This window comes from Candidatus Omnitrophota bacterium (assembly GCA_030650275.1).
Taxonomy (GTDB): domain Bacteria; phylum Omnitrophota; class Gorgyraeia; order Zapsychrales; family Fredricksoniimonadaceae; genus JACPXN01.
In genome coordinates this window covers 89718-102869 of record JAUSEK010000023.1, presented here as the reverse complement: position 1 = coordinate 102869, position 13152 = coordinate 89718, and the positions used below count along the sequence as shown (strand labels likewise).

The following is a 13152-nucleotide window of genomic DNA, read 5'->3' as shown; positions in this document are numbered from 1 at the left end:
TCATTCTTTCACTGCCTTTCCCCGCAGAAGATGGTGGTACTTCAACGCAAAGCGATGGGCTTCGTCGCGCACGCGCTGTAACAGTTGAAGCCCCAGTGAGTCCTTGGCTAAAATGACCGGCAAGCGTTTATTGGGCACGAAAATTTCCTCCTCGCGCTTGGCCAAGGAAACAATGGGGATGATCACTCCTAAATTTTTCAACTCCGCGGCTGCCGCGGCCAGCTGGCCTTTGCCTCCGTCAATGACGATGAGGTCGGGGAACGCGGCCCTCTCTTCTTTCAAGCGCCGGTAACGCCGGCGCACGATCTCGGCGATCATCTTGAAATCGTCAATGCCCTCGACCGTCTTGATGCGAAAACGGCGGTAATTATTCTTGTCCGGCTTGCCGTTAAAAAACGATACCATGGACCCGACCGCCTGGTTGCCCATGATGTTGGAAATGTCAAAACATTCCATACGCCGCGGCGGCTGTAAAAGGCCCAAAGCCCTTTGCAATTGTTCGGCTTCCTTGAAATAGTTGACGTCCTGCGTGCCGGAATACAAAGCGCCGATGGCGCGGATCTGGTCGCGCACCTTGGCCGCCGCCTCAAAATTCCTGGCCCGCGCAAAGGCCTCCATGTCCCGTTGCAACCCCTTATACAGATCGTCCTTTTTCCCCTCTAGGATGAGTTTCACGCTGCGGATGTTGCGTCCATATTCCTCTTTGCTGATATTGGCGATGCATGGCGCGTCGCACAGGCCGATATGAAAATCCAGACACGATTGATGGGGGAACGGATGGCAGGTCCGGAAATGGAAGATCTTGCGGATGATGGTCAGGGCCTCGCGCACCAGCCGCGGGTTGACATAAGGACCGTAGAGGTCCGACGGTGTTTTCTTGAATTCCCTGGTATTACGCCGGACAACAGCGACCAGAGGAAATTTCTCCCTGGTGATCTGGACATACGGATAGGTCTTGCTGTCTTTGAGTTCAACATTGTATTTGGGCTGATGGCGCTTGATCAAACTGGCTTCCAGGATCAGGGCCTCGGCCTCGCTCTGGGTCAACATGACTTCCACGCCGCGGATATGTCCGACGAGCATGTCGGTTTTCAAAGAACGGGCGTTGGAACGGAAATACGACTCCACCCGGCGGCGCAAAGACACGGCCTTGCCCACGTAGATCACCTTGCCGTCGGTGTCTTCAAAAATATACACCCCGCTCGTTAAAGGGAGTGCCTTAATCTTTTCTTTAAGACGGTCCATAGGAGCCAACTGTTGACCAAACCGGAAATGCTGCTGGCCAGGGCGATGCCGCCGATCTTGAGCGGGAACATCAACACAAAATTCAACACCACATTGATGGCTAAGCACAATGCCGCGATCTTCACCGGCGTTTTGGTGTCCTGCAGGGCGTAAAAAGCGGAAACAAAAATACGGGAGACGCCGTAAAACGGCAGGCCCAACGCGAAGAACATCAGGGCCTGGGACGTGATCTGCGTGGAATACGCGTCAAATGAACCGCGCTGAAAAGCCAGGTGGATGATCACCTTGCCCAGGACAACCATCACCAGCGCCGACGGGACCAAAACCATCATCAATTTCTTTGACGTGAACGATACGGTGGAACGGAACTCCTCCATCCTGCCTTCACCGGCCATTTTCGAAAGGGACGGCAGGGTCACGGAAGACAGCGCGTAGCCGAACACCCCCAAAGGCAGCTGCACGATGCGGTTGGCGTAATAAATGGCCGCGATGCCGCCCGCTCCGACGATGGCTGCCAATGACGCGCAAAAGGTGTCGGCAAAAACATTCAATTGATACACGCCCGACCCCAAGACGCGCGGTACAAGCAAAGACCAGATCTTTTTCACCCCTTCGTTATTCAATGTTTTTGGCCTGACGCAACGCACGCCCTGTTTTTTTAACGCCAATCCCTGCGCCCCGAACTGCAATACCCCTCCGACCAGGACCCCGACCGACAACGCGTAGGCCAAATGCCAGGAGAACAGGCACGCGGCCCAAACGCTCAAGATCATGGCCACGTTGAGCAAACACGGCCCGAACGCCGGCGCGGCAAATGACTGCAGCGTATACAGGATGCCCACCTGGAACGCGGTGAGCGCGATGAGGACCAGATACGGGAACATGATGCGGGTCAAGTCCACGGTCAATTGAAATTTGGCCGCATTGTCCGTAAAACCAGGCGCGATCACCGCCACGATCCACGGCGCGGCGAGCATGCCAACAACGGTGATCCCGCCTAAAATGACAACACCCCAGGCCATGACCGCGTTGATCAATTCCTGCCACTCGGCCTTGCTTTTCTTTTGGCTGTATTCGGATAAAACAGGAACAATGGCCGCGTTGGCCGCGCCCTCACCCACCAGGCCCCGCAATAAATTAGGGATGCGCTGGGCCACAAAAAACGCCTCGGCCAGCATGCCTGTTCCCATAAAATGCGCGATGACCACATCGCGGATAAACCCTAAAAACCTGGAGGCCAGGACGCCTGACGCGACGATGCCGCCGGACCTTAAGAGGGATCGATGTGCGTGGGGAAGTTGTGATTTATCGTTTGACATTTTTTGGATGTTTGTTATATTACACAAATGCCGCAACGCAGAACAGCCGTCAAAGACCTACGCAAGAACCGCACCCGTCACATGCGTAATCTTGACATCAAGACCGACCTTAAAAAAACGGTCAAGAAATTCCTTTCCGCCGTTAAAGACAAAAAGTCCGAAACCCAGGAACTTTTGAAGGTCCTCTACCGGAAAATGGACAAGGCCGCCAAACGCAACATCCTGCACAAAAAGACCGCGGCGCGCCGCAAATCCCGTTTTGCCAAACTCCTAGTAAAATAACATTGTCATGCCCGAATGCTTCTGTCGGGCATCCAGACATACATTTTCTGGACCCCCGACAAAAACATTCGGGGGTGACATCCTACTGACGACGCAGCGCCACCAATTCCACCACCACTTTTTCCACCGCGTATTCCGGTTTAAAACGGGTCCTTTTGATGTTCAGGTCCGCCTCTTCCAGGGCCTTTAAGCCCCGTTCAAATTTTTCAGGGCCCAGCGCCCTTCCCTCCTGACCCCAATGCCACACCAAAGCGCCCATGACCTGCAAAGGGTGCGTGCCGTGATCATAAAGATCGTTGAGGATTTTCAGGGCCTCTTTGGCCTTGCCCGCGGTCATCAACCGCGCCACGTCAAAAGCATTGCCCGGCGAGGCCGTGCTGAATACCACCCTCCGGCATGATGCCGCCTGTCCCTTCAATTCCCCTTTCAGCGCAACTTCAGCGGATTCCAGGACCAGATCCACGTGACCCAGCGGCTTCTTCAAGAACGCCGACAGCACAGCGATATCCGCGGCTTTCAATTTATGGACATTGCGCACAACGACCAGCCGCTTGGCCGACAGGACGGGCAGGGTGACCAGGGATTTCTTCAAAACATCAACGGGTAACGTGATGGCGTCTAAGGCCTCGTAATCAAAAGGAATGGCCTGGGGGTCTTTGAAGGCCGCGGCCTTCAAAGAGGAAATTTGGGTATCTTTGCGGGCAAGATCATCGCCGAGGAATAAATAAATCATTACCAGTTTTCAATGGTGCGTTCCACCACGCGGCGGGAAAGGTCGGTCAGGGCATCATCCAGCGCGGCGCTTTCAGACCTGGCCTGGGCGCCTGTCGTGAAATACGTGGCCTCGCCGGCGAACGACGGTTCCGACCAGAAGGCCTCACCGGTCGCGACGTCCATCATGGTCAGCGCCATGGTGATGCGGATGCGGTATTCCTGCACCTCCTGGGCGTCGGTCATCTGCAATTCCTCGCGGTTGAACTCGATCAGGTCGCCTTTCAGGACAAGATCAGCGCGTTCGGAATCCTTGATCTTCAAATGCCCGTCGAACTGGAAGCGGTTGACAACGGCCGTGCGCACCTTGGTCTCCAGCAAAGGCACATACAGCGCGCGCGTGATGTCGCTGATATATTGGACCTTGTTCTTGAACGGCTCGACGTAAATGGTGCGGTAATTGGCAGGAAGCAAAGACCCTGTGGTGTAGCCACAGCCGGCGAAGATAAAAAAAACAGGCCAAAAGACGCGTAACAAACGGTGCATGTTTATCCCCCGATGGTCTTCAGACGCGCCAGGGCCTTGGAGCCCCAGGACGTGTCGGCATAACGGTCAATGATATCCTTGTAATACACTTTCGCGGCCTTGGGATTCTTCTGCTTCTCGTAAAACTCGGCGATCAGGAAATTGTTCTGCGCCTCTTTGTCGCGCAGGCGGCTGATCTGCTCCTTGGCGGCGGGGGTCAATTCGCTTTCCGGATGCGTTTTGATGAATTCCTGAAAACCCTCGAGGGCGATGTTCGTGACCTTCTGCTCATGCTGGACGTCGGAAGAACGCTTGCTGTCAGCCATGGCGATCTGGAACTTCGCGGCCTTGGCCCAGTCGCTGGTGGGATAATCGTTGGCGGTCTTCTCAAACTCATCGCGGGCCTCCTGATAAAGGCCCTTTTCCTGCAAATACAGCCCGATCTTGTATTGGGACACGGCGGCGAATTTCCCGTAAGGCGCGTTCTTGATGACGGAACGAAAAATGGTGATGACCTTCTCATCCCCGCCGATGATGACCTCCACCCACTTACCGTGCCTGTTCTTGCCTTCCAATAACTGGTTGCCGATATCGTACTGCAGTTGGACGATCTCGCCGGCGCGCTCGCTGAAAGGGTATTTATCAATGACGACCTGATAGGCCCTATAGGCCTCATAGGGCTTATTCAATTCTTCGTGGATCTGGCCGATGTAATACTGGGCCTCGGGGGCTTCCTTGGCGCGGGGATAATGACGGATGAGTTTCTTGAATTCAGAGAGCGCCTCGGGATATTTCTTGCTCTCCATCAAAGAACGGGAAAATTCCAACTGCTCCTTCGGAGTGGACTTGACCGACATTTTGGGATTGATGAACTTGCCTGTTTCGGGCGTCCAGATCCAGACGGCATGGCTGAAGGGGGAAAAAGCAAAGAAAAATAACAGGAGCAGAGCAACCTGGCGCCGGAATATCATCGGGTAAATCTAACATAGTTACCAAGATTTGTCAACGCAAGGGGGGCGCTGGTTCCCTAAAACCTACACCCGCACGGGCAGGACCATGAACGGGATGCCTTGAGGATACAGCCGTTTCTGGATGGTAAAAACCGTGTGGTTGTGCAAAAGCCGGGTCATGAACGTTTCGTGCGGGAAAACCAGTTGCCCGCCGAAAAACACGCAGTCCGGATACTTGGCCATAACCTCCTTGGCCAGGCCCTCCACTTCCAGCGTAACGTCCGTACCCGTGGCATAATAACTTTGCGAATAATAGCCGTTATGGCGCATGAACTGGACATAGCGGCCGAGGTCGTTGCGGACCGAGGCCTCAAGCCTCTCCATCTCCTGGGCCCCTTTGAAATTACCGGCGTCAACCACCCCCACCTGGATGAAAACGTAATTCTTGAAAGAGGTGCCGAAATACCTGGCCACCGCCATCATGGTGTGAAGCCCCAGTCCGTTAAAACCGTTGACCAGGATCACCGCGGTCTTGCCCGTGGGATCCGGCTGCGCCGACGAACCCTGGCCTTGGGGAATGCCCGCGGCGATCTCCACCAGCGGGTCCAAACGTTTGAGCATCCTGATCGTGTCCCGATAATGACTCTTGATGATGCCGGCAAATACCGCCAAAATGCCCGTGATCAACAGCGTCACCCATCCGCCCTCATGGAATTTCAAAATAACGACGGCGCAAAGGATGAACGTCGTGGCCACGAAACCCGGGCCGTTGATGAGCATTTTTTTCCACCAGTTCCTTTGCTCGCGCCGGACCTGCCACCAATGGCGCACCATCCCCGCCTGCGACAAACAAAAAGTGATAAAAACATTGATACTGTAAAGGATGACCAGGGTCTTGACCGATCCCTTGGTCAATATCAGGGTCGCCAGGGCCATGGCGCCCATCAGGATCACCCCGTTCTGGGTGACCAGCCGGTCGCTCAAAGCCGCAAAACTCGTCGGCATCCAGCGGTCCATGGCCATGTTGGCTAAAACCCGCGGCCCGCTTAAGAACCCGGCTTGCGCGGCCACGAAGAGCAGCGCAGCTTCCGATACCAGGGTCAGCAGGACAAACGCGTGCCCCCACGGCTGGGGCCATGAACCGGTCAATCCTTCGAAAAGCGTGGCGTTCAATGTCTTGTGCGGGTCTTTGTGCACGTCCAGAAGCAAATAGGCGACCATCAACCCGAAGACGGTGAATGCCAGCGAGAAAGACATGTACAGCATGGTCCTTTTGCCGGTGGCAACCTTGGGTTCCCTTAAAAGAGGCATGCCGTTGCTGACCGACTCAATCCCGGTGAACGTTCCCGCGCCCAAGCTGTAGGCGCGCAGGATCAAAAACAGGATGCCGAACGTGCCGACCTGACCATGCAGATTGGCAATGTCCGCGTTCCCGGCCGTCATCATGGAGGGAATTTGTCCGCTGTGGGTCATGAAGGCATGGACAACGGCAAAAAAATGGGTAAAAATAAAAATGAGGAAAATGGGTGTCAAGAGGACAACAGATTCTTTGACCCCGCGCATGTTCATGACCATCAGCAGAATAACGCCGGCCGTGGCGACAATGAGTTTCGGCTCGTGAAGTCCTGCAGGCAAAAAGCTGAACAGCGCGTCCGTTCCGCTGGCGATGGAAATGGAAATGGTCAGAACATAATCGATCAAAAGCGCGCATCCGGAGATCATGCCCAGCGTTGGGTTAAGCAATTTGCTGGCCACCAGATACCCGCCCCCGCCGCCTGGAAAAAGCTCGATGATCTGTGAATAGCCGGCGCTGATCAAAAAGACGGTGGCGGCGGTCAAAAAGGCCACGAAAATACCCAGATACCTGTGCTCGCCTAAAGCCAAAAACGCTTCTTCCGGACCATAAGACGAGGAAGACAAACCGTCCGCGCCCAAGCCCACCCAGGCAAAGAAAGCGATCAGGGACAGGCTATGGAATACGCGCCGGTCCTGCGGGTTTTTCGGCCTGCCGATGATCAAGTTCCTTAACGCGCTAAACATATTGGGCTCCAATAAAAAAACCAGAGAATGTATCTCTGGTTCTCCTGCGTCTGTATTCTACCGCGCGCAAAACAATTGTCACTAAGTTTTTGCAGCGTGACCGGCCCTGCTTTATCCTAAGATCTTGTCAAATTCCTCAATGGGTAGTGCCGGGTAAGTGGTGAACCCAATGGCGGTCAATTTCGTTATGGCAATGGAGGCCTTCATGGCATCGGTATTGCCTGGAAAATCAACGACCAGGGCCGCGTCATGGCAGCCCAATAACGCGTACATCGCGTTGACTTTGCCGCCGGACTTTTGAATGATATCCACCACTTTCTTCGTGCGTTCTGCCGCAATCCCTTGGACCCCTTGCACGGAATACTTGCCCAACATCAAAAATTTTGCCATCTCAATACCTCCCTTTAACCCTGACTCCCCCGTGTTGTTCGCGTCATTCTATAAGCATAGACATGGTGCGGACTATTTCCACCGCCGGGCCCGCCTTTACAGCCCTTCTTCATAAAAATGGTCTCAATGGCCTTGGCCATCAATTCTGAACCGGCATCCCGGTGAAGCCATGCCCCGCTGCGCTCACTGACATTATGGCCTTCAAATAACCGTTTGCGCGGATTGGCCGCAATCCCCACATACCATCCGGGATAGCCCGTGCCGCTCCTGTGGATGCGGATATCGATCTCTTTTTCAACGCTCATAGTGCTCCTTGTGCCCTTGCGATCATTGACAATCATTATAACTCTATTTGCGGCTTATTAGTAAACTTTCTTGCTCACCAGTCAACCGGATAATAATCCTTGAGAAACCTGCCGCACCAATGCGTCCCCGTCAGAATGCCGTGAAAGAACGGGTCGCAGACCCGGGCCGCTCCATCCACGATGTCCAAAGGGGGCTGAAAATCATGGTTCTCCTGTTTGCGCATGGCTAAAGCCATGGGGTCTTCGTCAGTGACCCATCCGGTGTCCACGGCATTCATGTAGATCCCGTATTTGACCAGATCGCTGGCCGACGTATGGGTCAGCATATTCAAAGCCGCTTTAGCCATATTGGTGTGCGGATGACGGTCTGTTTTTGTATAGCGGTGGAACTTTCCTTCCATGGCGGATACGTTCACAATATGTTTTTGCCCGGTATTCTCGCGCTTCATCATGGTTGACAATTTATTGCACAAAACAAAAGGCGCTATGGCATTGACCAGCTGGAGTTCGATCATCTCCGCGGTGGGGATCTCCCCCAGTCCCAGCCGCCAGCTGTTGGTTTGCCGCAGGTCCACCTGCTGCAGGTCCGCGTCCAACCGTCCTTTAGGAAAAACTTTTTCCAGCGGCAGGGCATGGTCGTGCGTATACGGGACCTGGGAAAGCTTGGCTGACGCGCTTAGCCCGATGCCGGGCATTGTTCCATTCCAGGCGAGTGTGGGCACCGATGATCCTGTGGATCGGACGCTCGGTATCAACCTGACTTTACATTCCTCAAAAGGACGAAGCAGCGGCTGAACGTCCGGGGGCAATTCTTCAAAATGGAGGGTTTCATTCGCCATGAGATGCGCGTAAAAACCCGGCGGCCTGCGGACCGTTTGCGCCGCGTTATTGATCAGCAGGTCCAGGCGGGCATATTTTTGTTCCACATAGTTACAGAAAAGTTCCACGCTGGGCGTATGCCGCAGGTCTAATCCATAAATATGCAGGCGCCCGCCCCACTGGTGGAAATCTTTTTCACGGCAATAGCGAAGTGCTGCATCCACCGGGAATCGCGTGGTGGCGATCACGTGGGCCCCGGCGCGCAACATCATCAGCGCCGCCTGATAGCCGATCTTCAAGCGCGACCCCGTGATCAACGCGACCTGGCCTTTAAGAGAAGCCGTCTGAAAGCGTTTGGAGTAGTTCAACTGCGCGCAGCCCGGACACAGCGCGTCATAAAAGAAATGCAGCCGCGTAAACTCACTCTTGCAGATATAGCAGGCGCGCGGATTGATCAGTTCAAGGGCCTTGGATACCTCTTGGGCGCGGGCATGCGTGATCTGTTCAGGGGCCGTGAATACAGCGTCCTTACGGGCAGAGCGGATGCCGGTGCGGGCCCGGGCAGTCCGTTCATGGTGATCGATCTTCTGGCGTTTAAGCCGGGCCCTGTCCCTTATTCTTTTTCGAATTTCCTCCCGGTCCGGACGGGAGATCTGCCCCGCCGCCTTCAGAAGGGCGATCCTTTGTTCATCAGATAAATGGGCCAGCTCAATGCTGTGAGCGACCAGATCTTCAAGCAATGCGATGCATGCCTGTATTTCTGTTTTATTCATGCCGCATTATACCCCGAAAAACAAAAACCCCCCGCAGTTTTTTAACTGCAAGGGGGTTTAGATCAAGAAACTTTGCTATCTTTTAACGACCGCTGTCCTTGTGCTTTGAGAAACATTCCTTGCAATAGACCGGACGGTCTTCTCTGGGCTTGAAAGGAACTTCACACTCTTTTTTGCAATCCGCGCAAACTGCCTTGTGCATCTCTCTTGGACCTCTGTCGTACCCACCACCTTGAAAAGCCATGTTGCCTCCGTTTTAGTGATACCCCCTTTAAAAGAGGTACCCATTGTTGATCCTACTTCCAAAGCTACTGTAACACATCTTCCCCGTTAAAACAAGAAAACCCTTTGCGATGTCAAAAAGCGACATTGATGCTTCCGGCCAGGGCTGTCGCGTCAAAAAATTGACCTTCCACATTAAGCCATGTCTTTTTGCTCAAGGGAATATCAACTCCGGCGATCAACCCCACGCTTTTATTCAGGTCCGACTTTTCCAGCTTTCTCTCACCATCGGTCCAGTGGATCTTATTCATCCAGGACCACCGCGTCCCCACATAAGGCGTGACGTTGAAAACGTCATGGGACACTAAGAAAGAAAATTGCCAGTCATCCAATACGGCCTTGTTCTTTGAAGCGCCCACGGATACCGTCTGCGGGTGGATGCTGATGTGCTGGAACCCGAAAACCATTTTTGACGCTTCACGGTCATAAAGCTTGAGGCGAAAACCATACCCGCCCCCTAAAAAAGCGGGGTAATTCATATCACCGCCCACCCCGGAACGCTGTTTTATGTTTCCCGCCCCGCCTTTCATGTCCAGAGAAAGCCAATCAAAGACCCCGTATGAGATCAGAAAGAATTCCTGAAGGCTGCTCACTTTTCCATAGTCCGTTCCCAAAGACCGGTTAAAAACCGAATATGTTTGAAGCCCCAGAAAAAATTGTTTCTGTTCGGGCATTTTGGGGCCATAACACGGCGCCGCGTAACTCAAGCCGGGAATACAAAAATAAAACAAAAAATATAATACGATCCTTCGCATCGGTCCCCCCTTGAGTGCTATTCCAAAGCCCATCTTTTATTAAGCCAACCGCCCCACTGCAGAGGATATTGTTTAACAAAACCCTCAATGATATTTGTCAGCCCCGTAATGTTCTTGAGCATATTTTCCTGTTTGCCGCCTTCCCCGTGGACCTTAAACGGCTGTTCAATGAAAATCTTAAAATGTTTTTGCTCGTCTTGCGCGATGAACATCGGCAGGATGGGCGAGCCCGTCCGCTGAAGAAATAAGACCGGCCCCGTTGCCCTCGTGACCTCACGGCCGAGAAATTTTACCTGAATACCGTTTTCTTTGGCAACCACTTCGTCCAGGAGGATGAACAACAGCTCATTGCGCTGTAAAGCCCCCAAACTGTCTCTTAAAAATTCCTTTCTTGGGGAGGTCTGGATCATATGGATGTCCCATTGACCGCACAAATGATACATAAATTGACTGAAGTTCTCGTCGCGCATGGTGCGGATGATCACATTGACCTTATACCCTTTTTGGACCAGAGAAACGAACATCAAAGGGAAATTGCTCATGTGGGCGGATACGGCAATAACGCCCTGACCTGACTCAAGGGCCTTCTTCAAATGGTCTTCATGTTCAAAATGCACGATCTTTGACAACTCTTTGGGCCGGTCAACATAGTAAAGAAGGTCCATCATGGAATAGCCGATGGACCTAAGGTATTTTTCGGCTATTGCTTTATATTGCGCCTCGTTCTTGGAGTTCCCATAGACCAATTGTAAATTCCTGACGCAGATCTCCTTCAATCTTTTGGTCCCTAAAGAGGCGACGGAAAACAGGCCTTTCACAAAAAACTCGATCAGTCCCCTGGGCAGGACCTTCATGGCCCACTTGACCGACCGCAGAGACCCGTTGATCAATTGGTTCTGACGCTTTTTAGAAAACCGTAACATAGATAATTAAAACCATCTAAAAGTTTAATATGCCACAAATATTTAATTTCCCATCCACCATGTGGACCAGGCGATGGGCGTAATGGGACACCTGATCATCGTGGGTCACCATGAGGATGGTGGTCCCGTACTCCCTGTTGATCTTTTGCAGGAGATCGAGGATATTCTTAGCGTTCTGACTGTCTAAATTTCCGGTGGGCTCATCGGCCAAAATACATTGGGGATCATGCAGTAATGCCCGTGCGATGCAAACCCGCTGGCGCTCTCCGGCTGAAAGAACTTCCACCGGCATTGTCTTCTTTGCGCCCAGGCCTAAATATTCCAGATGCATTTCCGCTTTTTTGATGATGTTCTTGGGAATGATCAGATGGTGCAGAAGTGGGAAAAGCATGTTCTCCAATACCGTGAAATGCGGATACAGATAAAAATCCTGGAATATAAAACCCAAATTTTCCCGGCGGTATATGGCCTTGTTCTTTATGCCGTGAAGCGGCTGATCATAAAAATAAACCTCACCGGAAGTCGGAGGAATTAGGCCTCCTAAAATATAAAGCAGGGTGCTCTTGCCGCTGCCGCTGGGCCCTTTGATCCCGACGAATTCCCCCTTCATGATCGTTAAGCTAACGTCATGCAGGGCCGACGATTGGGTTTGCGGATAATATTTGCGCAAATGGACCGTGCGAAAAATTTCTTTCCGGACGGCATCTCTATTCGCCACGGATGACCTCAATGGGGTTAGAATTTAACGTTATCCATATGGGAACGATCGCGGCAAATATGGCGCTGACCAGGATCATCACCACTATTTTACTTATTAAAACAAGATCCAGTACAGGGACAAAGGCCTGGATGCTGGTCAGGCCAAAGACATACGTGATCCCTTTAAAGCCCAAAAAGATCCCTATCATGCCTCCGATCAAGGACACGACCAGAGATTCACACACAAATAGTGCGGCGATCTCGATCTTCTGCCAGCCCAACGCAAGCAAAATGGCCAGGAATTTCCTTTTTTCAAACATAGAGGTCACCATCGTATTGGCCAATCCTAAGGCCACCGCGATAATGGTAATGATGCTGATCAGGAACGAGAATTTCTCGCCCACGACGATAAACTTTGTTTTTTCGGCGATAAAGACATCGGAACGCATGACCGAAACCAGCGGCGCGCTGTTTTCTATTTCCCTGGTTATATTCTCCATGGCCGCGTCGGTACGATCAGCGGGCTTCAGTTTGATATTAATAAAACTCGCTTTGCCCTGTTCGTGGATGGCTGTTTGAAGATCCGCCAGCGGGAGCACGGCCGCATACTGTTCAAAAGGGCTCGTGCTTTTGTACTCACCGACAACATCAAAAGACACGCCCTTGATCTTTATCTGCCGGGTATTTTCTTTCTTAAGGCTGCGCATGAGCGCTTGTCCGGCGATGGCTTCTTTCTGATCAAGGACCGGACGCCGCCCCGCCGTGATCTTGACCGCATCAAATAAAAAGCTGTCCGGTTCCCAGCCAAAGACCGGCACCGCTGAATCCTTAAGTTTATGGATGTAAAGAAGCGTCGCGGAGGAATCTTCGACCGCTGGATTGTTTTTTATTTGCTTGGCGATACCGGCATCGACCCTGCTTAACAAAATACTCAGCTGGTCCTTCTCTTGAATGATCAGATCGATCTGACGCTTGCTGTAGGTGTCCTGAAATGAACTCTTAATGCTTTCTCCCACCCCCAGCATCATGATGCACACGCAAATACCGACGCTGATCCCAAGGATCGTTAAAAACACGCGTATCTTTTTCCGGAAAATATCTTTGATAATAAAATGGACTATGTTCATGGTGGTC

General features: G+C 52.5%; 15 protein-coding genes. 1 reads left to right on the top strand and 14 read right to left on the bottom strand.

Translation table 11 applies throughout. The features are described 5' to 3' along the window. Both Q7K71_06360 and murJ read right to left on the bottom strand, forming a co-directional pair. Positions 1 to 1245, bottom strand: coding sequence for an excinuclease ABC subunit UvrC (locus tag Q7K71_06360; protein ID MDO8675716.1), 1245 nt, complete (start codon positions 1243 to 1245; stop codon positions 1 to 3). Next, positions 1206 to 2564: a murein biosynthesis integral membrane protein MurJ gene (gene murJ / locus Q7K71_06355; GenBank protein ID MDO8675715.1), complete on the bottom strand. Its 1359-nt coding sequence runs from the start codon at positions 2562 to 2564 to the stop codon at positions 1206 to 1208. Before murJ ends, Q7K71_06360 begins: the two co-directional genes overlap by 40 nt. A 27-nt stretch (positions 2565 to 2591) precedes the next feature. Between murJ and rpsT the strand changes: the two genes are divergently transcribed. Continuing rightward, a complete protein-coding gene (gene rpsT, locus Q7K71_06350) occupies positions 2592 to 2846 on the top strand; it encodes a 30S ribosomal protein S20 (protein ID MDO8675714.1) in 255 nt (84 codons plus the stop codon). A gap of 82 nt (positions 2847 to 2928) precedes the next feature. Here the strand turns inward: rpsT and Q7K71_06345 are convergent, their stop codons facing one another. The 12 genes from Q7K71_06345 to Q7K71_06290 all read right to left on the bottom strand — a co-directional run bounded on the left by Q7K71_06345 (position 2929) and on the right by Q7K71_06290 (position 13145). Continuing rightward, positions 2929 to 3579 carry a hypothetical protein gene (locus tag Q7K71_06345; protein MDO8675713.1) on the bottom strand — a complete coding sequence of 217 codons (651 nt, stop codon included), beginning with the start codon at positions 3577 to 3579 and terminating at the stop codon, positions 2929 to 2931. Next, a complete protein-coding gene (gene lptE / locus Q7K71_06340; protein MDO8675712.1) occupies positions 3579 to 4103 on the bottom strand; it encodes an LPS assembly lipoprotein LptE in 525 nt (174 codons plus the stop codon). Before lptE ends, Q7K71_06345 begins: the two co-directional genes overlap by 1 nt. Positions 4104 to 4105: 2 nt before the next feature. Continuing rightward, positions 4106 to 5053 carry an outer membrane protein assembly factor BamD gene (gene bamD, locus Q7K71_06335; GenBank protein MDO8675711.1) on the bottom strand — a complete coding sequence of 316 codons (948 nt, stop codon included), beginning with the start codon at positions 5051 to 5053 and terminating at the stop codon, positions 4106 to 4108. A gap of 63 nt (positions 5054 to 5116) precedes the next feature. Beyond that, a complete protein-coding gene (locus Q7K71_06330; GenBank protein MDO8675710.1) occupies positions 5117 to 7072 on the bottom strand; it encodes an APC family permease in 1956 nt (651 codons plus the stop codon). Between the two features lie 111 nt (positions 7073 to 7183). Beyond that, a complete protein-coding gene (locus Q7K71_06325) occupies positions 7184 to 7462 on the bottom strand; it encodes a GYD domain-containing protein (GenBank protein ID MDO8675709.1) in 279 nt (92 codons plus the stop codon). Between the two features lie 14 nt (positions 7463 to 7476). Then, positions 7477 to 7767 (bottom strand): hypothetical protein, encoded by a 291-nt coding sequence (locus Q7K71_06320; GenBank protein ID MDO8675708.1) that lies wholly within the window; start codon positions 7765 to 7767, stop codon positions 7477 to 7479. Positions 7768 to 7841: 74 nt separating this feature from the next. Then, a complete protein-coding gene (locus Q7K71_06315) occupies positions 7842 to 9359 on the bottom strand; it encodes an SDR family NAD(P)-dependent oxidoreductase (protein MDO8675707.1) in 1518 nt (505 codons plus the stop codon). A gap of 82 nt (positions 9360 to 9441) precedes the next feature. Beyond that, positions 9442 to 9603 (bottom strand): DNA-directed RNA polymerase, encoded by a 162-nt coding sequence (locus Q7K71_06310; protein MDO8675706.1) that lies wholly within the window; start codon positions 9601 to 9603, stop codon positions 9442 to 9444. Positions 9604 to 9715: 112 nt separating this feature from the next. Then, complete coding sequence (locus Q7K71_06305) at positions 9716 to 10396, bottom strand: hypothetical protein (GenBank protein ID MDO8675705.1); 681 nt, start codon at positions 10394 to 10396, stop codon at positions 9716 to 9718. Positions 10397 to 10413: 17 nt separating this feature from the next. Then, on the bottom strand, positions 10414 to 11319 hold the full coding sequence (locus Q7K71_06300; protein MDO8675704.1) for a lysophospholipid acyltransferase family protein: 906 nt from the start codon (positions 11317 to 11319) through the stop codon (positions 10414 to 10416). A 16-nt stretch (positions 11320 to 11335) separates the two neighbouring features. Beyond that, entirely contained in the window at positions 11336 to 12037 is a 702-nt protein-coding gene (locus tag Q7K71_06295; protein MDO8675703.1) for an ABC transporter ATP-binding protein, read from the bottom strand. Further along, a complete protein-coding gene (locus Q7K71_06290; protein MDO8675702.1) occupies positions 12027 to 13145 on the bottom strand; it encodes an ABC transporter permease in 1119 nt (372 codons plus the stop codon). The genes Q7K71_06295 and Q7K71_06290 overlap by 11 nt, the downstream gene beginning before the upstream one ends. Positions 13146 to 13152 lie beyond the last annotated feature (7 nt).

What these genes read in the sequence shown, in the direction of transcription:
- Q7K71_06330 (MDO8675710.1), bottom strand. Translation starts at nt 7,072, where the DNA reads ATGTTTAGCGCGTTAAGGAACTTGATCATCGGCAGGCCGAAAAACCCG.
- Q7K71_06305 (MDO8675705.1), bottom strand. Translation starts at nt 10,396, where the DNA reads ATGCGAAGGATCGTATTATATTTTTTGTTTTATTTTTGTATTCCCGGC.
- lptE (MDO8675712.1), bottom strand. Translation starts at nt 4,103, where the DNA reads ATGCACCGTTTGTTACGCGTCTTTTGGCCTGTTTTTTTTATCTTCGCC.
- Q7K71_06315 (MDO8675707.1), bottom strand. Translation starts at nt 9,359, where the DNA reads ATGAATAAAACAGAAATACAGGCATGCATCGCATTGCTTGAAGATCTG.
- murJ (MDO8675715.1), bottom strand. Translation starts at nt 2,564, where the DNA reads ATGTCAAACGATAAATCACAACTTCCCCACGCACATCGATCCCTCTTA.
- bamD (MDO8675711.1), bottom strand. Translation starts at nt 5,053, where the DNA reads ATGATATTCCGGCGCCAGGTTGCTCTGCTCCTGTTATTTTTCTTTGCT.
- Q7K71_06320 (MDO8675708.1), bottom strand. Translation starts at nt 7,767, where the DNA reads ATGAGCGTTGAAAAAGAGATCGATATCCGCATCCACAGGAGCGGCACG.
- Q7K71_06325 (MDO8675709.1), bottom strand. Translation starts at nt 7,462, where the DNA reads ATGGCAAAATTTTTGATGTTGGGCAAGTATTCCGTGCAAGGGGTCCAA.
- Q7K71_06360 (MDO8675716.1), bottom strand. Translation starts at nt 1,245, where the DNA reads ATGGACCGTCTTAAAGAAAAGATTAAGGCACTCCCTTTAACGAGCGGG.
- Q7K71_06290 (MDO8675702.1), bottom strand. Translation starts at nt 13,145, where the DNA reads ATGAACATAGTCCATTTTATTATCAAAGATATTTTCCGGAAAAAGATA.
- Q7K71_06310 (MDO8675706.1), bottom strand. Translation starts at nt 9,603, where the DNA reads ATGGCTTTTCAAGGTGGTGGGTACGACAGAGGTCCAAGAGAGATGCAC.
- Q7K71_06345 (MDO8675713.1), bottom strand. Translation starts at nt 3,579, where the DNA reads ATGATTTATTTATTCCTCGGCGATGATCTTGCCCGCAAAGATACCCAA.
- rpsT (MDO8675714.1), top strand. Translation starts at nt 2,592, where the DNA reads ATGCCGCAACGCAGAACAGCCGTCAAAGACCTACGCAAGAACCGCACC.
- Q7K71_06300 (MDO8675704.1), bottom strand. Translation starts at nt 11,319, where the DNA reads ATGTTACGGTTTTCTAAAAAGCGTCAGAACCAATTGATCAACGGGTCT.